The following is a 20,806-nucleotide window of genomic DNA, read 5'->3' on the forward strand; positions in this document are numbered from 1 at the left end:
GTCAACAGGAGGGTACTGCGCTCGGGCCGCGCGGGCCCCACGTCCCGTGGACGGGGAAATGCTTACGCATTTCCACTTTTCGCTCAGCCCAAGTTTTCGTTCAGTTCTCTGTCCGCGCGCCTTGGGAAATCTTGTCAAAATGTGCCGACACATTTTGACGATTTCCCTCTTAAGGCGGGGCGCGCGGTGCCTTCGGGCACTCCGACAGGGCTGCTTCTACCCTAACAGGATAGAACTGCCCTGCGCGGGCGGCGTCCGGGTGACCCCGGCAGGACAGAGCGATACTGCGTATCGCTTACTTATTCGCTTCGCCCTATTCTCTGGCCGCGCGCTTTGGAAATCTTGTCAAAATGTGCCGACACATTTTGACGATTTCCCTCTTTAGGCGTCGGCGCGCGGTTGGCTTGAGGGTACTGCCCTTCCGCCGGGCGGGCGGTGCGTGCCGCACTCCCAATTGGCCGCCTTTACCCTAACAGGATAGAACTGCCCTACGCGGGCGGCGGCCGGTCAATAAGGCAAAGAGAACCCCAATAAAACGCCCGATGGGCGCCCCGGCGGGACGGAGCGATACTACGTATCGCTAACCTGTTAGCTTCACCCTATGCTTTGTCCGCGCGCCGGAAGAGTGCTTTGTCAGAAGTTCCACGCCGGATTTTTCGACTCCGTGCGCGCTTTGTCCATAATGGCCGTCAACTCGATGACCTTGCCCGGATATTTCGAAGCCACGTCGCGCAGCTCTTTCGGGTCGCGCGAGAGGTTGTAAAGCTCATAGCGCACCTTCGTCGGGTCGTCGGACAACCGTTTGGCATTCAGACGGATCAGTTTCCAGTTGTCGCGGATCACCGCCTGTTTGCCCCCCTCTTCGTGGAACTCGAAATAGAGATAATCGTGCTTCGGCTGTTCGCCCTCGCCCGTCCATTCCGGGAGCATCGAGATGCCGTCCACGCCCCGCGGCACCTCTGCCCCCACGATGTCGCACACCGTCGGCAGAAAGTCCCAGAAAGCCGAAACATGGTAGCTTACGCTCCCCGGCGCGACGTGTCCCGGCCACACCACGATGAACGGCGTCCGGATACCCCCTTCGTAGAGGTCGCGCTTAGTGCCCCGGTATAAGGAGTTGCTGTTGAAGTAGTTCGGGTCGTGCCCCCCCTCGACGTGCGTGCCGTTGTCGGAGCTGAAGATGAAAATCGTGTTGTCGAGTTGCTCCGTCTCGCGCAGCTTGGCCGCCAGACGGCCCACATTGTCGTCGATCCGTTTGACCATCGCTGCGAAAGCCGCCCGCGGCTGCGGCTGAGCCCCGTACCAGTTCCCCTCGAACGGCGTTTCGAGAAACCGGCCTTCGAACGGTTTCATCTCTTCGGCCGGCAGAACCAGCTCGGCGTGAGGCAGCGTGGTGGCGAACTCCAGGAAGAACGGCCGGCCCGTCGCCACGCTCCGGTCGATGAACGACAAGGCCTGCCGAGTGGTCAATTCGTCGGAATATTGGGTGCCGTCCAATTCGATTTTGGTGCCGTTTTCGTAGAGCTTTTTCGGATAGTAGTGGTGTGCGTCGAGCTGGGCCTGATGGCCGAAAAAGTAGTCGAATCCCTGATTTCCCGCGCCCCCCTCTTCGGGATAGCCGCCGAGGCCCCACTTGCCGGTGATCCCCGTGGCGTAGCCTTTCGAACGCAGGATCTCGGCCACGGTCACCTCCTCGGCCGGCAGCGAATAGTCGTAGACCGTTCCGTCCTCCAGCGTCCGTTCGCCGTTGCCGCGGATGCCCGAGTGGCCGGTGTGTTTGCCGGTCAGCAGCACCGCGCGGCTCGGCGCCGAAACGGTCGAACCGGCGTAATGCTGCATGAACTGCATCCCGGCTCGGGCCAGCGAATCGATGTGCGGGGTCGGAATGGTGCGCTGTCCGTAGGCCCCGATGTCGCCGATCCCGAGGTCGTCGGTCAGGACGAAGACGATGTTCGGCAGGCGCCGTGCAGCGGTGTCGGCCGGTGCGGAGGACGTTTTGCCTCCTTTGGCGGATGCGGGGAGCGGCAGTGCGGCGGCAGCGGCCATCAACAGGCTCCATTCGGAGAGGTGTCTCACGTGATTTCGTTTTTTGAGAGGCGGCAATGTAGTAAATTTTCGTTAAATTCGCCTCGTCGAATCGAATCAGGACATGAAAATCATCTTCGCTACGGGCAATCGGAACAAGTTGAAAGAGATACAGGCGATGCTCGGTGACCGGGCCGAGGTGTCGATTCCGGCGGATCACGGGGTGACGGAGGAGATTCCGGAAAACCAGCCGACGCTGGAGGGGAATGCGCTCCAAAAGGCGCGCTATATCTACGAACGGACGGGGCTGGACTGCTTTGCCGACGATACGGGGCTGGAGGTCGAAGCGCTGGGCGGGGAGCCGGGTGTCTTCTCGGCGCGCTATGCGGCGGTGAACGGGGCGGGCGAAGGGCATGCCTCGGCGGATAATATGGCCTTGCTGCTCAGGCGGCTGAAGGGGCAGCAAAATCGACGGGCGCGTTTCCGGACGGTGATCGCGCTGATTCGGAACGGCGAGGAGCACCTCTTCGAGGGGATTGTGAACGGCGAGATCACGCTCGAAAAGAGCGGCACGGAGGGGTTCGGCTACGACCCGGTTTTCCGGCCGGAGGGGTATGCCGAGACTTTTGCCGAGATGGCGCCGGAGCTCAAAAACCGGATCAGCCATCGCGGACGGGCGACGGCGCGGCTCATCGAGTTCCTGGATGCGGAATGAGGTACGGGAGTAATTTAATCTTTTGGAAAAGATGGCGAAATATAAAAGGATATTGCTGAAACTCAGCGGCGAATCGCTTCAGGGAAAACAGGGGTACGGGCTGGATCCGGAGGTGCTGGCTTCGTATGCCGCTCAAATTCGGACGGTGGCCGAGGCGGGGGTGCAGATCGGGATCGTGATCGGAGGGGGGAATATTTTCCGCGGGATGACGGGGGTCGGGAAAGGCTTCGACCGGGTGCGGGGGGATCAGATGGGGATGCTGGCGACGGTCATCAACTCGCTGGCCTTGCAGTCGGCGATCGAGAATGCGGGGGGAAGGGCCTGTGTGCTGACCTCGATTCCGATGGGGCCGGTGGGGGCGGGCATCTACTCCAAGTTCCGGGCGCTGGAGCTGATGCGCGAGGGGTATGTGGTGATTATCGGCGGGGGGACGGGAAATCCGTTCTTTACGACCGATACGGCGTCGGCGCTGCGCGGGGTGGAGATCGAGGCGGATGTGCTGCTCAAGGGAACCAGGGTCGACGGGGTCTATACGGCTGACCCGGAGAAGGATCCCGCGGCGGTGAAGTACGACCGGATTACGTTCGCCGAGGTGATCGAAAAACGCCTGAAAGTGATGGACCTGACGGCCTTTACGATGTGCATGGAGAACCGCCTGCCGATCATCGTCTTCGACATGGATACGCCGGGCAACCTGGAACGGGTGCTGGCTGAGGAGGGCGCTTTGGCGGAGGTCGGGACGCTCGTGCACAATTAATCTCCGAAAATAAATAAGAACGACAAACATATGGGACAGAAAAGAGCAATCATCGATGCGGCGATGCCGCGTATGGACAAGGCTTTCGCGCATTTCGAATCGGAGATCGCGGCGATCAAGGCGGGCAAGGCGAGTCCGAACGTACTGAACGGGGTGATGGTGGAGTCGTACGGGGCGCAGATGCCGGTCAATCAGGTGGCCAGCGTGACGGTGCCGGATGCGCGGACGATTCTGATTCAGCCGTGGGACAAGAACCTGCTGGCGCCGATCGAGAAGGCGATCATCAACTCCAACCTGGGGATGACGCCGTCGAACAACGGGGAGACGATTCGGCTCAACGTGCCGCCGCTGACCGAGGAGCGGCGCAAGGAGCTCATGAAGCAGATCAAGGCGGAGGCGGAGACGTGCCGGGTGGCGTTGCGCGGGGTTCGTCGCGATGCGATCGAGGCGATCAAAAAGGCGGTCAAGGCGGACGGTCTGCCGGAAGACGTGGCGAAGGACGGCGAGGACGAGGTGCAGAAGATCGTGGACGGTTTCTCCAAACGGATTGACGAGGTGCTGACGGTGAAGGAAAAGGAGATTATGACAGTGTAGTCGGTACGGCTTTGTTAGCAGATGTCGAAGAGGACGGTTTCGCACCGTCCTCTTTCGTTTTCGGGATGTTCTGGTTTACAAGGATTCTGGGCGTAGACAAAGGGCGGGGTACAGCAACCAAGTAAGCGATACGTAGTATCGCTCCGTCCTGCCGGGGTCACCCGGCCGCCGCCCGCGTAGGGCAGTTCCGTCCGGTTCGGAGCTCAACCGCGCGCCGACGCCTAAGGAGGCGATTCAACTGTTTCGGCGATAAGCCGAAACAGAATGAATCGCCAAGGCGCGCGAACAGAGAACGGTGCGAAGCTTTGGGCCGATACAGCCGCAGCGATGCGTAAGCATCGCTCGTCCCCGCACCCGTTGGGTGTTTTGTTAGGGCTTTCTTCGCCTTATTATAAGTGGGGCCCGCGCGGCCGTTATTATGTTCTAATTATTCGTGTGCCACGCTTAAAGATGCGATTCAACTGTTTCGACGATGGGCCGAAAGAGAATGAATCGCCCAGGCGCGCAAATAGAGAACAGTTCGAAGATTTGGGCTGACACGGCCATCTGCCCACCGCAGGCCCCACGTCCCGTGGACGGGCGAAACTGCGTTTCGCTGCGGCTGTGTCGGTAAACTGGAGTAGAGGTTGCTTATTGGGGTAGAGGCTGCCAATTGTGAGTGCGACACGCACCGTTTATTCCGAGAGGCAACGCAACGAAAAACCGTAGCCGCGACTATAGGCATAACCGGGATTGAGCCACATTATGCCGAAATCCAAACGTATACCATAGGTGTCGCGGACCGTCGAAGACCAGTTATAACCACCATTGCCGCCATTACCGGATTCACCCGTGTTATTGTGGCGGTAGCCCGGGGCGGGGTACCAGGCAAGCGGGGTTCCCGCAGTGCCATCGCTGCTTACCTTGTACAACCGACCGTTGGTCGCCTTGTATTGACCTGCTCCATAAGATTCCCCGACAACTCCATCGGAATAATAAGGGAATGTTCCATTTAAAGGCGTGCGGGCTTTTTAAGTCACTTAAAGGCGTGCGGGCTTTTTAAGTCACCCGCCGGGATTTCTTCTCGATTTTGCTCACCGCAAAACGAGTGAAATCCCTCTTTGCGCGGGCGGGCGACTTTTTTACGGGAGTGAACCGTTCTCTTTAACTTCGCTGCGCTCGTTTTCCTCCTCGCCGCTCGGCAATTCGCAAACTACGTTCGCATTGCACTCGTTGGCAGTGTCGGTTGTGAACAAAGAGGACCGGAAAAACTTTATGATAGCTACGTTACGCCCCAGGCTCCGCAGGCCTCGCGTGCCGCGGTGGACAACAGGCTGAGGGAGCTGTGTCTCTGTCGCATGCCTTGGGGAAACCTCAGAACCTGTGCGAGGAGAAGAGGGTGTATCCGAAGTTGAAAGCCAGCTGCCAGTTCCTCCGCCCCGTGCTGTATTTGTTGAGCGTCAGCGATGCCGGCCCGATGAACGTCTGGTAGACCAGCGAACCCCCGAAGACGAATTCCGAACGGTGGCGCAGCCGGCTCCAGATCTCGCCTCCCGTCCATCCGTGGTCGTAGACCACCTCCTGCGGCACGAAGGCGTAGGCGTACGATTTGATATAGAGGTTGTTGACGATATTGAAGACCGGGATGATCCCTGCGCCGACATACGAACTCGAACGGTATTCCGGCATGAACATCGTCCGCATCAGCGGAATCGGCTGGAAGGCCGGCAACGAAAAGGCCGTCGCCAGAGGATTTTCGAACGACGGGTGGTTCGAAACCGTCGCCTCGCCCAGAAAACCGAACGTAAACCACTTTGCGACAGGAATATATTGCTCGTAGCGGTAGCGCACCTCGACCCAGTTCCGGTTGTGTTTCCGGTAGGGCGGCAGCGCATCGCCGAATACGCCCGAGCGGAAACTTTCCAGACCCTCCGTAAAGCGCAGCTGAAAGACGTGTTCTTTTCCGAGGTTCGGATAGAGCGTATGGTTCATCGAACGCTGCTGCACCTCTGCCGAGAGCGTCGCATAGGTGAACGTGCTTCGGTCCGGTTTCTCCATGTTGGTGAACTCCCGCTGGAAATAGTAGTCCTCTGTGCCCCCCAGGGCCAGATGGCCGCGGAAAGCCGCATTCTCGATCATCGGCATCGGAATGGCGATCGTCGTCACGAACGTATTGGCGTGCCGCGTCCGGTAGCGCCACTCCCGGTTGCGGTAGTAGCGGCTCATGTGGTTCGCCTGGTAGTCGAAATCCTCGTACGAGTAGCTGTAGTTGACGAAGAACGGGAAGTTGGTGTAGATGTCGTGCCGTCCGCCCACCATCACCGAGTTGTAGAACGTCCCGAAGAAGCCCTGGATGCCGTAGGTCGAGACATTGCGGCCCACCGTCTGGTAGTTCAGCGCCGCGAAACCCTGGTTCAGCGCCGTGGACGAGATGTTCCCGCCCAACGAGAACCGGAGGCTCGCCTGGGTGTGCATCCGGAGTCTGAGTTTGAAAAATCCGCTTTCCGGGTCGTAAGTCACCTCCGGGAAGTCGCCCGAAAAGATGCCTCCCGCCAGAATCTGCTTGTATTTGCGCTCGAAGTAAGCCAGGTCGAAGATCTGATTGGGTCGAACCCCTAACTGCCGGTAGACGTACTGCGTCTGTTTCGGTGTCAGCCCTTCGATCCGGATCTCGTCGAAGATCAGCGGTTTGAGTTTCGCCCGGAAGGCGGCGCGTTTGGCCGCGATCTCCTCGTCCGAAACCCGGCGTGCGATCCGTTCGCGGATCAGCGGCATCTGCCGCATGGCGTCCTCGTATCCCCGGGCGATGATGTAGCTCGCCTTGTCGTAGTCCAGCACCCCCACCTCCTTGAATTTGCGCCGGATCTCGATGTCGAGGCTGTCGCGCAGCGAGTAATCGGTCTTTCCTGTCGCCATGACGCTGACCTGCTCGACGATATTGTCGGCCGTCGGGGCTTCGTAGTTCGAGGCGCAGATGCCGCCGATCAGGATATCCGGATGGAAGGCCGAGTCGAGCGGCTGCCACGGATAGTTGTTGTACAGGCCCCCGTCGAAGAGCACGATGCTGTCCCGCGAGAGCGGCTTGAAGACCAGCGGAATGGTCATCGAAGCCCGGATGGCGAACGGCAGGCTGCCCCGGTCGAAGACCACCGTCTCCTTGTCGTACACGTCCGAGGCGTTGCACCGGAACGGCACCATCAGGCTGTCGAAATCGTTGCCCGCCGCGCCCGAAGCCGGGTAGAGCATCCGGATGAAGGCCAAGTCCAGCAGATAGGGCGAAACCAGATTGGTCGGCAGCTGAAGGGCCGCCTTTTTCGATGCCTTGGGGTCGAACCGCACCGTGATCATGGTCGGCGTCGGTTCGAACTTCTTGAAATAGTAGTTGTTGTCGAGGTCGGAGCTCTTGGCCGACAGCCATCGCTGGACGCTGTCGGTGATGAAGAAACGGATCATCTCGTCCGGCGAATAGCCCGCCGCATACATCCCCCCGACGATCGCCCCCATCGACGCCCCCGAGATGTAGTCGATCGGGATGTTGTTTTCCTCCAGTGCCTTGAGTATCCCCACGTGGTACAACCCCTTCGCGCCGCCGCCGCTCAGCACCACTCCCACACGCTGGCCGTGCGCGCCGGACCAGAGGGACAGAAAAAGGCAGAGGATAAGAAATCGTTTCATGATGGCCCGCATTTTACGGGAAATTAATACATTTGTCTGCGAAATTTCACTGCTCGACCGATGACAAAAACAAGGATAAAGTTAGTAAAAATTTTCGGACTGGGGTTGCTCACCCTCTTCGCGGGGTTCGGAACCGGTTCCGCCCTGGCGGCCCGTAATCTGGTGGCCGGGCAGGGGGCGCACTATGTCGTGAAGATGAAGACCTCGCGGGGGACGGTGCGGTTCCGCCTCTACAACGATACGCCGATCCACCGCGACAACTTCGTCCGGCTCGCGGAGCGGGGGTTCTACGACAACCTGCTGTTCCACCGCGTGATCCGCGATTTCATGATTCAGACGGGCGACCCGAAGAGCATCGAAGGGTCGCAGGTGACGGTCTACGGCGAGCACGACGCGGGGTATAAGCTCGATGCGGAGATCGTGCCGCGCCACTACCACCGCCGCGGAGCGATCGCCGCGGCGCGCGAGGGCGATGCGCTCAATCCGGAGCGGAGGTCGTCCGGCTCGCAGTTCTATATCGTCACGGGGCGGGTGCATAACGACAGTACGCTGACCGCTGCCCGGCGCCGGATCGCCGACGGTGCGGCCGATCCGGCGGGGGCGCAGATCACGCCGCAGCGGGAACGGATCTATCGTACGGTGGGCGGCGCGCCGCATCTGGACGGCAGCTATACCGTCTTCGGCGAGGTGATCGGCGGGATGGGGCACGTGACGAGGATCTCGAAACTGCCGACCGATTCGCAGGATCGGCCGAAAAACGAGGATGTCTATATCAAGAGCATGACCGTCAAGGTGGTCAAAGACCGGCGTCGGGATCGGTAAACGGAGGATTCAAAAGCGGAATTCGTATGCAAATAGAGGTACTGAAATCGAAAATTCATCGCGTGCGCGTGACCGAGGCCAACCTCGATTACGTCGGCAGCATCACCATCGACAAGGCGTTGATGGAGGCGGCCAACATCATTGCGGGCGAGAAGGTGCAGATCGTCGACAACCACAACGGCGAGCGGTTCGAGACCTACGTCATCGAGGGCGAGGCGGGGAGCGGCTGCATCTGCGTGAACGGCGCGGCGGCGCGGCGGGTGGCCGTGGGTGATGTGGTGATTATCATGTCCTACGGCATCATGGAGTTCGAGGAGGCGAAAACTTTCCGGCCGAGCGTCGTCTTTCCGGACACCGATACCAATCGGATCGTTAGATAATCCATTGAAAATCAACAGGTAGCGTTTTCGGTCGCTGGGGCGGACCGGAAACGCTTTTTTCGTGGAAAAATTTCGGGCCGACCGTTTCGAAAAAGGAGAAAAACGGATAAATTTGCTCTCCGAAAAACGAAACTGACACCATGAAAAAAATATTGATCGTAGGTGCGGGCGGACAGATCGGTTCGGAGCTGACCGAGCACCTGAGGGGCATTTACGGACAGCATCAGGTCATTGCGGCCGATATTCACGGCGATCGCGAGGATAACGACTTCGTCCACCTCGATGCGCTCGATATCGAGGCGGTGGCCCGGGTGGTGCGCGAGGACGGGATCGATACGATTTTCAACCTCGTGGCGCTGCTCTCGGCGACCGGCGAGGCCAATCCGCAAAAGGCCTGGCGGGTGAATATGGGGGCCCTGATAAATGCCCTGGAGGTGGCCCGGGAATATCATTGCGCGGTCTTTACCCCCAGCTCGATCGGCGCTTTCGGGCCCGATGCGCCGAAGGACGGGACGCCGCAGGACACGCCGATGCACCCGACGACGATCTACGGGGTCTGCAAGGTGGCGGGCGAGCTGCTCGGAAACTACTACCACCAGCGGTTCGGGGTCGACGCGCGCAGCGTGCGGCTGCCGGGGGTCATCTCGTCGCAGGCGCTGCCGGGCGGCGGGACGACGGACTATGCCGTCGAGATCTTTTACGCCGCTTTGCGGGGCGAGCGGTTCGTGTGCCCGGTGCCGCACGACCGCTTTATGGACATGATCTACATGCCGGACGTGCTGGATGCGATGGTGGGGCTGATGGAGGCCGACCCGGCGCGGCTGAAGCATCGGAACGGGTATAACGTGGCTGCGATGAGCTTCTCGCCGGAGATGATCTATGCCGAAATCAGGAAGCACCTGCCGGAGTTCGAGATGGTCTATGAGATCGACCCGGTGAAGGATGCGATTTCGGACGGGTGGCCCAACCGGATGGACGACAGCGTGGCGCGCGAGGAGTGGGGGTGGTCGCCCAAGTGGGGGCTGCCGGAGATGACGGCGGACATGCTCGAGGTGCTGGGGCGGCGTTTGAAAGGATAGGTATCGTTATCGGGAAAGGAGTTCTGTATGCCTCATATCAAGTGCGATCGCTGCGGGAAACTGGTCGAAATCCGTTCGGCCTATATGGTTTTTTGTCCGGCGTGTCGGCGCAAGATGGGCAACAGTTATCCGGAGTGGAGCAAACGCCATCCGGAAGAGGATTTCCAGGCCTATCTGAGCGAGATGGCGGTGAGCGACACGGCGATCCGGGGGGCGAGGGAGCAGCGGCGCATCGGACGCGCCATCGTGCGGGGGCGGGCTTTACGGCGGGCGGCGTGGGCGGTGGGCGCGGCGGTGGTGCTGACGGTCTTGGGATTCGTTGGGTATGGGATGTGGAACCGTTATCGGCGGAGTGCGTCGATCGACGCGCTGTTGAAGCAGGCGTGGCCGGTCGCCTATTACGAAGATTTGGGGGCGACGCTCAAATTTCCGTATCCGCTGGAGGCGGTTGCGGAGTTTTCGGTCGACTCGCTCCAGCGGCAGAACGACCGGCTGACGGCCGACACGACGGAGCGACAGGTGGTGCTGGGGGCGGTGAGCCGGCGCTGGGCCGAGGCCGGGACGGTGAGCGTGACGGCCAGCCGGATCGACTATCGACCCGATTTCGGGGTGGATCGCGACATCGCGACGCGGCAGATTCTGCTCGACATGTTGCAGGAGAACGGCCTGCAGGGGTTCGAGTTCTACCGGAACGACTACTCGGTGCCGAACGTGCGGGCGCGGAGCTTGTCGGGGAGCTATCTGTTAGGGGTGGAGGCGTTCGAGTTCCGGGCGCTGATGGCGCAGTACGGACATACGGTCTGGTATTTCATGGTCGCCTATCCGCGGTCGAAGCCGGAGGGGTTGCTCGTGGCCGAGCGGTTTTTTCAGGGGATTCTGATCGACCGGAGGCTGACCGGAGCGACGCTATAGTAGCGGGTAGAGCTTCTCTAACGTCATCCCGCGCGATCCTTTGACCAACACTTGTGCGTTCCGAATCGTTATTTCGCCGCTTTCGACAGCGGCCGTCAATTCTGTCGCGTTCGCGAACGCACGCATAATCAGTGACTTTTCGCTTTTCGAGGTGTTGGACGCGGCGAGGGCCGCCGAAAATTCCGGGCCGACCAGATAGCACGTCAGGCCGGCAGAAGAGGTTGCAGCAGTCCCGGCAATCCGGTCGATAATCGCCCGATGTTCTTCCCCTGCGAATGGGCCGAGCTCGCGCATATCGCCCAGAATCAGTACCTTCCCCCCCTCGAAACCTTTGTCCGGCAACGTCAGGAAGTTGTCCAGTGCGACCCGCATGCTCGACGGATTGGCGTTGTAGGCATCCTGATATAAAGTGTTCCCCGTCCCATGCTGCGACCGGGTCACCTGCGAGCGGTTGTTGTCCGGTTCGTACGTCGCCACCGCAGCCAAAGCGTCCGGCACGGCTATCCCGAAGTAATCTCCCGCCGCCACCGCGGCCGCCACGTTCGCCAGGTTGTACGTTCCCGTCAGGTGGGTCTGTACCTCGCCGTTCGGAGTACTCAGCGTCAGCGGATCGCTCCCGACCGCAGCGATGCCGAACGCTCCCGCCGAGTAGCCTACAGTCGCCCCATGGCCGGTATCTGCGGAAAAGCGTTCGGCCGCCATCTCCGCCAGTGTCGGATCGTCCGTCGGGTAGAGCGCCGTCCCGCCGTGCGCGGCCAGATAGTCGTACAGCTCCCCTTTCCCCAAGCGCACCCCCTCCGGTCCGCCGAATCCCTCTAAGTGCGCCCGCCCCACGTTGGTAATCAGTCCGATATTCGCTGCCGCAATCCCGCACAAGGCCGCAATCTCGCCCCGATGATTGGCTCCCATCTCCACGATCGCCACGTCGTCTTCGTCGGTTATGGAGAGCAGGGTCAGCGGCACGCCGATGTGATTGTTCAGATTCCCCAGCGTACACGCCACCCGATACTTCGTCCGCAGGACGCGGGCGATCAGCTCCTTGGTCGTCGTCTTGCCGTTGCTCCCCGTCAGGGCGATCACCGGAAGGCCCAGCATCTGCCGGTGGTAAGCCGCCAGCTCCTGCAGCGCCGCCAGCGTATCTTTCACCACGAAGTATTTAGCCGCCTCCGGCGATGCCGGTTTAATCCCCTTGGGTAACCGGTCGTGCACAACGGCGGCGCAAGCGCCATCCGCTATCGCCTGCATGGCGTAGTCGTTGCCGTCGAAGTTTTCGCCTTTCAGGGCGAAGAAAATCGGTGCGGACAACGCACCGACAGCCCTGCTGTCGGTGGTCACCGCACCGCCGTTCTCGCGGTAGAGCTCATAGAGCTCAGACAAACTCTTCCCCAAACCGGTATTTGACATCTTCCACGTAGTTTCGGATATTCTGTTCGTTTTCGCGGCGGCAGATCAGCAGGGCGTTGTCCTTCTCCACCACTAAGTAGTCCTTCAGCCCCTCGACCACCGCGATCTTGCCGGCCGGAATGTTCACCACCGTTCCCGTCGTCTCGTATCCCAGCACCTCGCCGCCTCCGCAGAAGGCGTTCCCCTGTTCGTCCCGTGCGGCGTGCTGGTAGAGCGAGCCCCATGTCCCGATGTCGCTCCAGCCGAAGTCGCCGCAGCGGACATAGACGTTCGGCGACTTTTCCATGATGCCGTAGTCGATCGAGATGTTTTCGCAGGCCGGGTAGATCGTGTCGATGAAGGCCTGTTCCTTTTCCGTCCCGAATCGTCCCGTCCCTCCGGCGAAGGTGGCGTTCATCTCCGGCAGCCACCGCTGGAAGGCGTCGAGAATGCCCCGTACCGACCAGATGAAAATGCCCGAGTTCCAGAAAAATTCGCCGCTCTCGACGAAAATCCGGGCCATCTCGGCATTGGGCTTCTCGGTGAAGGTCTTCACCTTGCGCACCTCCGTCCCGGCCGTCTCTTCATGCGGTTCGGTGTCGATCTGGATATAGCCGTACCCCGTCTCCGGCCGCGAGGGACGGATGCCGATGGTCATCAGGTTGTCGGTACCCGAGACGAAGTCGATTCCTTCGCGGACGATCGCCTGGAATTCCGCTTCGCCGGTGATGAGGTGGTCCGACGGGGCGACGATCATCGTGGCCTCCGGGTTCCGCGCCGCGATCCGGTAGGTGGCGTAGGCCACGCACGGGGCGGTGTTGCGCCGCACGGGTTCGGTGAGCACCTGTTCGGGGCGGAGCTCCGGCAGGTGCTCCAGCACGAGGTCGCGGTAGAGTCCGCTGGTCACGACCAGAAAATTTTCGACCGGAACCAGCGGCAGCAAACGTTCGAACGTGCAGCGGATGAAGCTCTTGCCGGTGCCGAGCACGTCGAGGAACTGTTTGGGCATCCGGTTTTTGCTGAGGGGCCAGAAACGGCTGCCGATGCCGCCGGCCATGATGACGCAGTAGGTATTCGATCGGATTTGGGTCTCCGGAGTCGGATTCATGAGGATAGGTTTATTGTGTGTGTCAGTCTGTCCGGGCCGTCCGTTACCAGACGATCGGGGTCTGTCCCGTCGAGACGAGGTATTCGTTCGCGCGGCTGAAGTGTTTGCAGCCGAAGAAGCCCCGGAAGGCGGACAGCGGCGACGGGTGCGGAGCGGTCAGGATGCAGTTCTCGGCCGGATCGACCACGGCCGCTTTCCGCTGGGCGTACGATCCCCAGAGCATATAGACGATGTGTCTCTTCTGTCGGGCGATCGTCCGCACCACGGCGTCCGTAAACTCTTCCCAGCCCTTCCCCGCATGCGAGGTGGGGGTGTGCGCCTGTACGGTCAGCACCGAGTTGAGCATCAGGACGCCCTGCTCGGCCCATCGGTCGAGTTCTCCCGTCTCGGGATAGGGCGCTCCGGTGTCGTCGCTCACCTCCTTGAGGATGTTCTGCAGCGACGGCGGGAACTGTGTCCCGGCGGCCACCGAGAAGCAGAGTCCGTTGGCCTGCCCCACGTTGTGGTACGGATCCTGGCCGATAATGACCACTTTCAGCCGGTCGGCTGGACAGCAGTCGAATGCCCGGAAAATGTTCGCCGCCGGCGGAAAAACCACGTGGGTCTGATACGCCTCCCGCACGAAAGCGGTCAGCTGCTCGAAGTAGGGCTGTTCGAACTCCTCGCTCAGCAGCGCCTGCCACGAGGGGTCTATTCTGACGCGGGCCATCTGCGAGCGGGTTTATTTGGCGGCGTAAAAGCAGCGTTTCGGCGACTCGGCCCGGCCTGCTTTGACCAGATTTTTGATGGCTTTGTCCACTTCGGCTTTCGGCAGACCGGTCGCTTCGGCGATCTCGGCCGATTTCATCGGCGCGCCGCTCTTTTTCAAGGCTTCGAATACTTTTTCTTCGTTCATGATTTCAGTGTTTTTGGGGCTCTTCCGCACGAAGAGCGAAAAAAGTTCGAGCGTAAAATTAGAAAAAAAAGTAATTTTAGGACGAATTTACCGGTGCATTAAAAACAAAACACATCCCTATGAATCTCAGGTTTCGAAATTTCGTGCGGTTTTTCGTTTCGGCGGCTGTCGCGGTCGGTACGGCCGGGGTGCATGCCCAGCGGCCTGCGGCCGGCGAGGCGGCGCCCGTGGACAGCAGCGTCCGGGTCGGCACACTGCCCAACGGCATCACCTATTACCTGAAACACAACGACAAACCGGCACAGCGGGCCGATTTCCACATCTATTATAAGGTGGGGGCGATTCAGGAGACCGACGCGCAGAACGGGCTGGCTCACTTCCTCGAACACATGGCTTTCAACGGGTCGGAACACTTTCCGGGCAACTCGATGATCGACTGGCTGTCGGGCATCGGCGTGCGGTTCGGCGAGAACCTCAATGCCGCCACCGGGCAGGAGTCCACGACCTATATGATCACCGACGTGCCGCTGACCCGCGACGGAATCGTCGACTCCGCCCTCCTGATTCTCCACGACTGGGCCGGGCGGATCACGCTCGACACCGCCGATATCGACAAGGAGCGCGGCGTGATCGAGGAAGAGTGGAGGCAGGGCAATTCGGCCGGTCGGCGGGTGTTCGAACGGCAGGCGCCCGTGCTGTTCAACGGATCGCTCTACGCCCGGCGCAACGTGATCGGCAATCGGGAGGTGATTCGGAGTTTTGCCTACGACGAGCTGCGGGATTTCTACCGGAAGTGGTACCGGCCCGACTTGCAGGCTTTCTTTATCGTGGGGGATTTCGACGTGGACAGCATGGAGCGGCGGTTGAGGCGGACGATGGCCGACCTGCCGGCCGCAGCCGTGCGGACGCCGAAGGCGGTGGTGACGGTCGAGGATAACGAACGGCCGCTCGTCTCGGTCGTCTCGGATCCCGAGCTGACCGGCACGTCGGTCGAACTGATCTTTCGCGAAGAGCCGCTTCAGGATCGGTACGACGGGATGGAGCGGCTGTGGCACCAGTATGTCCGTTCGCTGGCCACGCGGATGCTGAACATCCGGCTGGTCGATCAGTCGCGGCTGGAGGGGGCGCCCTTCCGGAGCGCCGGGTGCAGCTATTCCACCGTCGTGCGGCCGTTCGATGCCTTTTTCGTGGCGGGCTCGGCGCGCGACGGCGAGGCGCTGCGCACCCTCGAAGCCTTGTACACCGAGCTTTGCCGGATGCGGGCCAACGGTTTCGTCGCATCGGAGCTGGAGCGGGCCAAACTCGAAATCATGCGTCAGACCGAGAGCTACTTCGAGAACCGGAACGACCGGAAAAACGGCGAATTCGTTTCCGAATACATGCGCCATTTCGAGAGCGGGGAGCCGTATCTGACGCCGGAACAGGATATGGCGGTCACCCGGCGGATACTCGATGCCGTCTCGCTCGAGGATGTGAACCGCGTGGCGGCCGGATGGGTGCGGGAGCGCAACAGCGCGGTGCTGATCTCGATGCGCGAGGATGAGAAATATCCGCTTCCGACCGAAGCGGAGGTGCGGGAGGTGATCGACCGGGTGAACAGCCTGGCTTTCGATCCGGAGGAAGAGGCGGCGACGAGCGGCGAGTTGATGGACGCTTCGGGGCTGTCGGGGGCGCCGGTGGCGAAAACGACGGCCGGGAGGTTCGGCTCGACGGTCTGGATGCTGAAGAACGGCGTGCGGGTGATCGTGAAGCCGACGCAGCTGAAGGCCGACGAGGTGCAGATGAACGCCTTCCAGCGGGGCGGGACGACGACGGTCGCAGAGGTGGTCGACCTGTATAATCTCGGGATGCTGCCCTCTTATCTGGCGACGACGGGGGTGGGGAACCTCTCGCGTACGGAGCTGGATCGCTGTCTGGCGGGGCGTCGGGCCGGTGTGATGCCCTCCGTCGGATCGCTCTCGCAGGGCTTCGGCGGAAGCTGCTCGCCGCGCGATATCGAGACGATGCTGCAGCTCGTCTATCTCTATTATACGGCGCCGAGGTTCGAGCGTAGCGACTGGAACGTGATGATGGATCGCTACCGCTCGATGCTGCCCGGCGTGACGCAGAATCCGAACTACATCTTGCAGGACAGTCTGTTGCAGACGGTCTACGGGCATAATCCGCGCACCTTCATGCAGTTGAGCGCGAAGGTGCTGGACACCGTGTCGCTGGAGCGTACCGGGGAGCTCTACCGGCACTTCTTCTCCAATGCCGACGGGATGACCTTCGTCTTCGTGGGAAACATCGCTCCCGATTCGCTGCGGCCGCTGGCCGAGAAGTACCTCGGCTCGTTGCCTTCGAAGCGCGGCAAGGCGCCGCGGTGGGGACGGCATATCATAGTGCCGGTGCCGGGCATCGTCCAGAACATGTACAAGACGCCGATCCAGACACCGAAAGTGACTGCCGTCGAGCTCTACTCCGGCGAGCTGCCCTACACCCTGACGCGGAGCATCGAGCTGGAGGCGATCCGCTATATGCTGGAGATGCGCTATACCCGGAAGATTCGCGAGGAGCGGGGCGGGACCTACGGCGTGGGCGTGTCGCTCACTTATCAGAAAGAGCCCCTGCCCCGGTTCGCCTATCAGATTTTTTTCGAGACCGACACGGCCAAGATCGGCGAGCTGCTGCCGCTGGTCGGCGAGGAGATTCAGGCCCTGGTGGCCGACGGCGTCACGGCCGACGAGCTGACCCGGACGAAGGAGTTTTTCCTCAAGCGGCATCGCGACGGATTGATTCACAACGGGACGTGGATCGGCTACCTGACCAGCTGGTACCTGCACGACAACGACCGTTACGACGGGTACGAAGCGGCGGTGCAGGCTTTGACTCCGGAATCGGTGCGGGCCGCTGCCGCGGCGGCTTTCGGACAGGGGAATGTCTGCACCCTTGTGCAGCTGCCCGAGGAACCGTGCGGGAAGTAAATCGGGGGTTATGAAAGTCGAATTGCTGGCTCCGGCCGGGACGGCCGAAATCGGAAAAGCAGCGATCGATGCCGGAGCCGACGCCGTCTATATCGGTGCCGAGCGGTTCGGCGCGCGGGTGGCGGCCGGCAACGCCATGAGCGACATTGCGGCGCTGGCGGAGTATGCCCACGGGTTCGGTGCGCGGGTCTATCTGACGATGAACACCCTGCTGTTCGACGACGAGCTCCCTGCGGCGCGGGAGACCGCCTGGGCGGCGTACGAGGCCGGCGTCGACGCGCTGATCGTGCAGGACATGGCATTCCTGCGGATGGATCTGCCGCCGGTGGCGTTGCACGCCTCGACGCAGACCTTCAACCTGACGCCGGAACGGGCGCGCTTTCTCGCCGAGTCAGGCTTTTCGCGTATTGTGCTGGAGCGGGGCGCGTCGCTGGCGCAGATCCGGGCCATCCGGGCCGCTCTGCCCGACGAGGTCGAGCTGGAGGCCTTCGTGCACGGAGCCGTCTGCGTTTCGTACAGCGGACAGTGCTATCTGGGGCACGCCTTGTGCGGTCGGGGAGGCAACCGGGGCGGCTGTGCCCAACCGTGTCGCGCGCGATACGACTTGTATGACGATCGGGGCGAACGGCTCGTGCGCGACCGGGCGTTGCTCTCGGTGCGCGACCTGAACCTCGGCGGGCGGCTCGACGAACTGGTCGGAGCCGGCGTCTGTTCACTCAAAATCGAAGGGCGGCTCAAAGAGGCCGACTATGTGGTCAATAATACCGCTTATTACCACCGCCGGCTGGAGGCACTGGGGGTGGAGCGCGTGTCGGCGGGGTGCGTGACGTGCGATTTCGATCCCAATCCCGAAAAGAGCTTCTCGCGGGGATTCACCACTTGGTTTTTCGATGGCAAACGGGCTGGCGTAGCGGCTCCCGAGACCCGGTCGATGGGCGAGCCGGTCGGTGCGGTCTCCCGAAGCGACGGCGCCGTGCTGACCGTGAAGTTGAGGCCGGACGTGGCGATTCACAACGGAGACGGGCTCTGTTTCCGGACTCCTGTCGGGCTGTTGGAGGGGTGTTCGGTGAACCGGGCCGAGGGAAACCGGCTCGTGCTGAACAAGGCGGTCGCTCTGCCGCCGGGGACGGAGCTCTTCCGGAACCTCGACCGGTCGTTTCGTCCTTCGGCCGTGCGGCGGCTGGCGACTGTTGTCCGGTTCGCGCCTCCGGTGGTGTCGGCCCGGGACGAGACGGGAATTTCTGCGGCCGTTTCGCTGCCGGAAGGGTACGAGCCGGCAGCGAACCGGGAGCTGGCGGAGCGGAATATCCGGCAGGCCTTTTCGAAAGGGGGCGGGACGATCTTCGAAATCTCCGGCGTGGAGGTGGCGCGGGAGGGTGGGCTGCCGTTCGTTCCCGCCGCCGGGCTGAACGCCTTGCGGCGGGAGCTGCTCGCAGCGCTTCTGGCGGCCCGGACGGAGGCTTACCGGCGGCCGGAACCTTACGTGCGGCCTGCGACCCCGCCGGTCGTGCCGCCGGGGCTCGAACGGGATTTCCGGGCCAATATCGCCAACGCCGTGGCCGAGCGGTTCTATCGCGAGGCGGGATTCGAGGCGGTGGAAAAGGCGCTGGAGGCACAGTCGGAACCGGTGCTCGAGGGACGCGAAGTGATGCGGACGCCCTACTGCATCCGGCGCGAGCTGGGGCTCTGCCTGCGGGAGCATCCCGAGGAGCGGGGGCGGCGGCTCTTTCTGGAGAACAACGGCGTGCGGCTGGAACTCGAATTTCGGTGCGCCGTGTGCGAGATGGCCGTCATCTACCGCGGAAGGGGTGAAAAATAGTCCGCGGAAGAATCATCCGGAAACGAATCGCTCCCGTACCGGTATCCGGTACGGGAGCGATGCTGTCGGACGGTTGGGAACCGGCCTATTCCTTGGTGCCGAATGATCGGGTGGCGATCGTGCTGCCGTCGATCGAAGTCAATGCGTATTCGATAAATATAGGCTCGAAAGCGCTGATCCGTTCCGCGTCGATTTTTCCCATCTCCTGATTGAATCGCGCGACGGCCTCTGCGTCGGCCTCTTCCCGGCTTTCGCTCGTGACCGTGAAGTTTTCCGCAATGTTCAGCGAACTCAGGTAGGTCAGCGGTTCCAGCATTCCGGCTCCGGACCCGATGCTGGTATACTGGTACTGGTTGATGCCGATCGAGTAGAGATAATCCTGTTCTTTGTCGTCGGTGCAACCGGCGAATGTCAGGACAGAGAAGAGTCCCGTGCACAGGAGCAGGAACCACCGGCGAAAATCGAATTTTTTCATAAGATTTTGGATAAGGTGAGTTAAACAGCTGCAAAGCTACGGCTTTTTGTTGGTCGAAGCATTTTTTCGGACGGAATATGCCCGTTGCCGGACTCTTTTTCCCTGTCCGGAGGAACGGTCGTCCGAAAAATCTTGCGGGAAATCTCTAAGAAAGTATTGAAAATCAAAAAACAGTGCGTATCTTTGCAGACCGATTTTGTGTAATTTTTTAAAAAACAAAGAGAAACGACAAAATGCCAACTATCCAACAGTTAGTACGTAAAGGAAGGAAAGACGTGGCGTTCAAGAGCAAAGCTCCGGCTTTGGAAGCTTGTCCGCAGCGTCGCGGCGTGTGCGTGCGTGTCTACACCACCACGCCGAAGAAACCGAACTCGGCGATGCGTAAAGTCGCCCGTGTGCGGTTGACCAACGGGAAAGAGGTCAATGCCTACATCCCGGGCGAAGGACACAACCTGCAGGAACACTCCATCGTGCTCGTGCGCGGCGGTCGTGTGAAAGACCTGCCGGGGGTGCGTTATCACCTCGTCCGCGGTACGCTCGATGCGGCCGGCGTGGACGGGCGGAACCAGCGCCGTTCGAAATACGGAACCAAACGCCCGAAAGCGGGAGCGGCTAAGAAATAGTCCGTTCTCCGTTCAATAAGAACAGACACACACAACCAAACTAATTTCATCAGCCGCCGGTCTCCGGCCGGAATCCTCCGCGGAAACCGATCGCGCTGCGCGGCGAAACAAAAAGAAAAATGAGAAAAGCGAAGCCTAAAAAGCGAATTCTACTTCCTGACCCCAAGTTCGGCGACACCCAGGTAACGCGGTTCGTCAACAGCCTGATGTTAGACGGTAAGAAGAGTATTGCATACGGTATTTTCTATGACGCCATAGATATCGTAGGCGAGAAGATGAAGGACACGGAAAAGGCTCCTTTGGAAATTTGGAAAAAAGCGCTCGAAAACATCACCCCGCAGGTCGAAGTCAAATCTCGGCGTGTCGGCGGGGCTACCTTCCAGGTACCGATGGAAGTACGACCGGAACGCAAAGTGGCCATCAGTATCCGCCACATGCTGCAGTTCGCGCGCAAACGCGCCGGCCGGTCGATGGCAGAAAAACTCGCCGCTGAGATCATGGCGGCATATAATGAAGAAGGCGGCGCATTCAAACGCAAGGAAGAGATGCACCGGATGGCGGAAGCCAATAAGGCGTTCGCACACTTCAGATTCTAACCGGAA

At 61.0% G+C, this 20,806-nt stretch carries 19 protein-coding genes; 11 read left to right on the top strand and 8 right to left on the bottom strand.

The annotated features are described in order from the left end of the window. Positions 1-633: 633 nt before the first annotated feature. Positions 634-2,076 carry an arylsulfatase gene (locus tag QZ292_RS03015; RefSeq protein ID WP_294597671.1) on the bottom strand — a complete coding sequence of 481 codons (1,443 nt, stop codon included), beginning with the start codon at positions 2,074-2,076 and terminating at the stop codon, positions 634-636. Between the two features lie 73 nt (positions 2,077-2,149). Between QZ292_RS03015 and rdgB the strand changes: the two genes are divergently transcribed. From rdgB to frr, 3 genes are read left to right on the top strand one after another with little or no spacing between them, the layout of a single operon-like run. Further along, entirely contained in the window at positions 2,150-2,740 is a 591-nt protein-coding gene (gene rdgB / locus QZ292_RS03020) for an RdgB/HAM1 family non-canonical purine NTP pyrophosphatase (protein WP_294597674.1), read from the top strand. Between the two features lie 31 nt (positions 2,741-2,771). Then, positions 2,772-3,497 carry a UMP kinase gene (gene pyrH, locus QZ292_RS03025; RefSeq protein ID WP_294597676.1) on the top strand — a complete coding sequence of 242 codons (726 nt, stop codon included), beginning with the start codon at positions 2,772-2,774 and terminating at the stop codon, positions 3,495-3,497. A gap of 30 nt (positions 3,498-3,527) precedes the next feature. Beyond that, complete coding sequence (frr, locus tag QZ292_RS03030) at positions 3,528-4,091, top strand: ribosome recycling factor (RefSeq protein ID WP_294597679.1); 564 nt, start codon at positions 3,528-3,530, stop codon at positions 4,089-4,091. Between the two features lie 674 nt (positions 4,092-4,765). Here frr and QZ292_RS03035 read toward each other — a convergent pair. After that, on the bottom strand, positions 4,766-5,002 hold the full coding sequence (locus tag QZ292_RS03035) for a hypothetical protein (protein WP_294597680.1): 237 nt from the start codon (positions 5,000-5,002) through the stop codon (positions 4,766-4,768). A gap of 442 nt (positions 5,003-5,444) precedes the next feature. Continuing rightward, positions 5,445-7,745 (bottom strand): patatin-like phospholipase family protein, encoded by a 2,301-nt coding sequence (locus QZ292_RS03040; RefSeq protein ID WP_294597683.1) that lies wholly within the window; start codon positions 7,743-7,745, stop codon positions 5,445-5,447. Between the two features lie 60 nt (positions 7,746-7,805). Here QZ292_RS03040 and QZ292_RS03045 point away from each other — a divergent pair, with 60 nt between their 5' ends. From QZ292_RS03045 to QZ292_RS03060, 4 genes are all read left to right on the top strand, one after another. Beyond that, complete coding sequence (locus QZ292_RS03045; protein ID WP_294597686.1) at positions 7,806-8,567, top strand: peptidylprolyl isomerase; 762 nt, start codon at positions 7,806-7,808, stop codon at positions 8,565-8,567. 26 nt (positions 8,568-8,593) lie between these two features. After that, the gene (gene panD, locus QZ292_RS03050; protein ID WP_294597688.1) at positions 8,594-8,947 is read left to right on the top strand and encodes an aspartate 1-decarboxylase; all 354 of its coding nucleotides are present in this window, start codon (positions 8,594-8,596) and stop codon (positions 8,945-8,947) included. Positions 8,948-9,087: 140 nt separating this feature from the next. Beyond that, the gene (locus QZ292_RS03055) at positions 9,088-10,026 is read left to right on the top strand and encodes an NAD-dependent epimerase/dehydratase family protein (protein WP_294597691.1); all 939 of its coding nucleotides are present in this window, start codon (positions 9,088-9,090) and stop codon (positions 10,024-10,026) included. 27 nt (positions 10,027-10,053) lie between these two features. Further along, on the top strand, positions 10,054-10,938 hold the full coding sequence (locus QZ292_RS03060) for a hypothetical protein (protein WP_294597694.1): 885 nt from the start codon (positions 10,054-10,056) through the stop codon (positions 10,936-10,938). Here QZ292_RS03060 and murF read toward each other — a convergent pair. From murF to QZ292_RS03080, 4 genes are read right to left on the bottom strand one after another with little or no spacing between them, the layout of a single operon-like run. After that, positions 10,933-12,342, bottom strand: coding sequence for a UDP-N-acetylmuramoyl-tripeptide--D-alanyl-D-alanine ligase (murF, locus tag QZ292_RS03065; protein ID WP_294597697.1), 1,410 nt, complete (start codon positions 12,340-12,342; stop codon positions 10,933-10,935). The two genes, QZ292_RS03060 and murF, sit on opposite strands and share 6 nt — an antisense overlap. Beyond that, a complete protein-coding gene (locus QZ292_RS03070; RefSeq protein WP_294597700.1) occupies positions 12,308-13,429 on the bottom strand; it encodes a mannose-1-phosphate guanylyltransferase in 1,122 nt (373 codons plus the stop codon). Before QZ292_RS03070 ends, murF begins: the two co-directional genes overlap by 35 nt. Before the next feature lie 43 nt (positions 13,430-13,472). Beyond that, on the bottom strand, positions 13,473-14,138 hold the full coding sequence (gene ung / locus QZ292_RS03075; protein ID WP_294597703.1) for a uracil-DNA glycosylase: 666 nt from the start codon (positions 14,136-14,138) through the stop codon (positions 13,473-13,475). A gap of 12 nt (positions 14,139-14,150) precedes the next feature. Next, positions 14,151-14,324, bottom strand: a complete 174-nt coding sequence (locus QZ292_RS03080; protein WP_294597706.1) for a helix-turn-helix domain-containing protein — start codon at positions 14,322-14,324, stop codon at positions 14,151-14,153. A 119-nt stretch (positions 14,325-14,443) separates the two neighbouring features. Here QZ292_RS03080 and QZ292_RS03085 point away from each other — a divergent pair, with 119 nt between their 5' ends. Together QZ292_RS03085 and QZ292_RS03090 are read left to right on the top strand one after the other, a co-directional pair. Continuing rightward, on the top strand, positions 14,444-17,287 hold the full coding sequence (locus tag QZ292_RS03085; RefSeq protein ID WP_294597709.1) for a M16 family metallopeptidase: 2,844 nt from the start codon (positions 14,444-14,446) through the stop codon (positions 17,285-17,287). Positions 17,288-17,297: 10 nt separating this feature from the next. Then, entirely contained in the window at positions 17,298-19,106 is a 1,809-nt protein-coding gene (locus tag QZ292_RS03090; RefSeq protein ID WP_294597712.1) for a U32 family peptidase, read from the top strand. An 85-nt stretch (positions 19,107-19,191) separates the two neighbouring features. On the opposite strand, the gene QZ292_RS03095 is transcribed toward QZ292_RS03090, so the two are convergent. After that, positions 19,192-19,581: a hypothetical protein gene (locus tag QZ292_RS03095; RefSeq protein ID WP_294597715.1), complete on the bottom strand. Its 390-nt coding sequence runs from the start codon at positions 19,579-19,581 to the stop codon at positions 19,192-19,194. A gap of 233 nt (positions 19,582-19,814) precedes the next feature. On the opposite strand from QZ292_RS03095, the gene rpsL reads away from it, so the two are divergent. Both rpsL and rpsG read left to right on the top strand, forming a co-directional pair. Then, positions 19,815-20,204 carry a 30S ribosomal protein S12 gene (gene rpsL / locus QZ292_RS03100; RefSeq protein WP_294592653.1) on the top strand — a complete coding sequence of 130 codons (390 nt, stop codon included), beginning with the start codon at positions 19,815-19,817 and terminating at the stop codon, positions 20,202-20,204. Between the two features lie 119 nt (positions 20,205-20,323). Then, positions 20,324-20,800, top strand: coding sequence for a 30S ribosomal protein S7 (gene rpsG, locus QZ292_RS03105; RefSeq protein WP_294592651.1), 477 nt, complete (start codon positions 20,324-20,326; stop codon positions 20,798-20,800). Positions 20,801-20,806: the final 6 nt, after the last annotated feature.

This window comes from uncultured Rikenella sp. (assembly GCF_910577125.1).
In the GTDB taxonomy this organism is placed as follows: Bacteria; Bacteroidota; Bacteroidia; order Bacteroidales; family Rikenellaceae; genus Rikenella.

Excerpts from the sequence above, each read along its gene's own strand:
- murF (WP_294597697.1), bottom strand. The coding sequence starts at position 12,342 with ATGTCAAATACCGGTTTGGGGAAGAGTTTGTCTGAGCTCTATGAGCTC.
- rdgB (WP_294597674.1), top strand. The coding sequence starts at position 2,150 with ATGAAAATCATCTTCGCTACGGGCAATCGGAACAAGTTGAAAGAGATA.
- ung (WP_294597703.1), bottom strand. The coding sequence starts at position 14,138 with ATGGCCCGCGTCAGAATAGACCCCTCGTGGCAGGCGCTGCTGAGCGAG.
- QZ292_RS03055 (WP_294597691.1), top strand. The coding sequence starts at position 9,088 with ATGAAAAAAATATTGATCGTAGGTGCGGGCGGACAGATCGGTTCGGAG.
- QZ292_RS03080 (WP_294597706.1), bottom strand. The coding sequence starts at position 14,324 with ATGAACGAAGAAAAAGTATTCGAAGCCTTGAAAAAGAGCGGCGCGCCG.
- QZ292_RS03095 (WP_294597715.1), bottom strand. The coding sequence starts at position 19,581 with ATGAAAAAATTCGATTTTCGCCGGTGGTTCCTGCTCCTGTGCACGGGA.
- frr (WP_294597679.1), top strand. The coding sequence starts at position 3,528 with ATGGGACAGAAAAGAGCAATCATCGATGCGGCGATGCCGCGTATGGAC.
- QZ292_RS03045 (WP_294597686.1), top strand. The coding sequence starts at position 7,806 with ATGACAAAAACAAGGATAAAGTTAGTAAAAATTTTCGGACTGGGGTTG.
- pyrH (WP_294597676.1), top strand. The coding sequence starts at position 2,772 with ATGGCGAAATATAAAAGGATATTGCTGAAACTCAGCGGCGAATCGCTT.
- QZ292_RS03085 (WP_294597709.1), top strand. The coding sequence starts at position 14,444 with ATGAATCTCAGGTTTCGAAATTTCGTGCGGTTTTTCGTTTCGGCGGCT.
- QZ292_RS03070 (WP_294597700.1), bottom strand. The coding sequence starts at position 13,429 with ATGAATCCGACTCCGGAGACCCAAATCCGATCGAATACCTACTGCGTC.
- QZ292_RS03060 (WP_294597694.1), top strand. The coding sequence starts at position 10,054 with ATGCCTCATATCAAGTGCGATCGCTGCGGGAAACTGGTCGAAATCCGT.
- rpsL (WP_294592653.1), top strand. The coding sequence starts at position 19,815 with ATGCCAACTATCCAACAGTTAGTACGTAAAGGAAGGAAAGACGTGGCG.
- QZ292_RS03090 (WP_294597712.1), top strand. The coding sequence starts at position 17,298 with ATGAAAGTCGAATTGCTGGCTCCGGCCGGGACGGCCGAAATCGGAAAA.
- rpsG (WP_294592651.1), top strand. The coding sequence starts at position 20,324 with ATGAGAAAAGCGAAGCCTAAAAAGCGAATTCTACTTCCTGACCCCAAG.
- QZ292_RS03040 (WP_294597683.1), bottom strand. The coding sequence starts at position 7,745 with ATGAAACGATTTCTTATCCTCTGCCTTTTTCTGTCCCTCTGGTCCGGC.
- panD (WP_294597688.1), top strand. The coding sequence starts at position 8,594 with ATGCAAATAGAGGTACTGAAATCGAAAATTCATCGCGTGCGCGTGACC.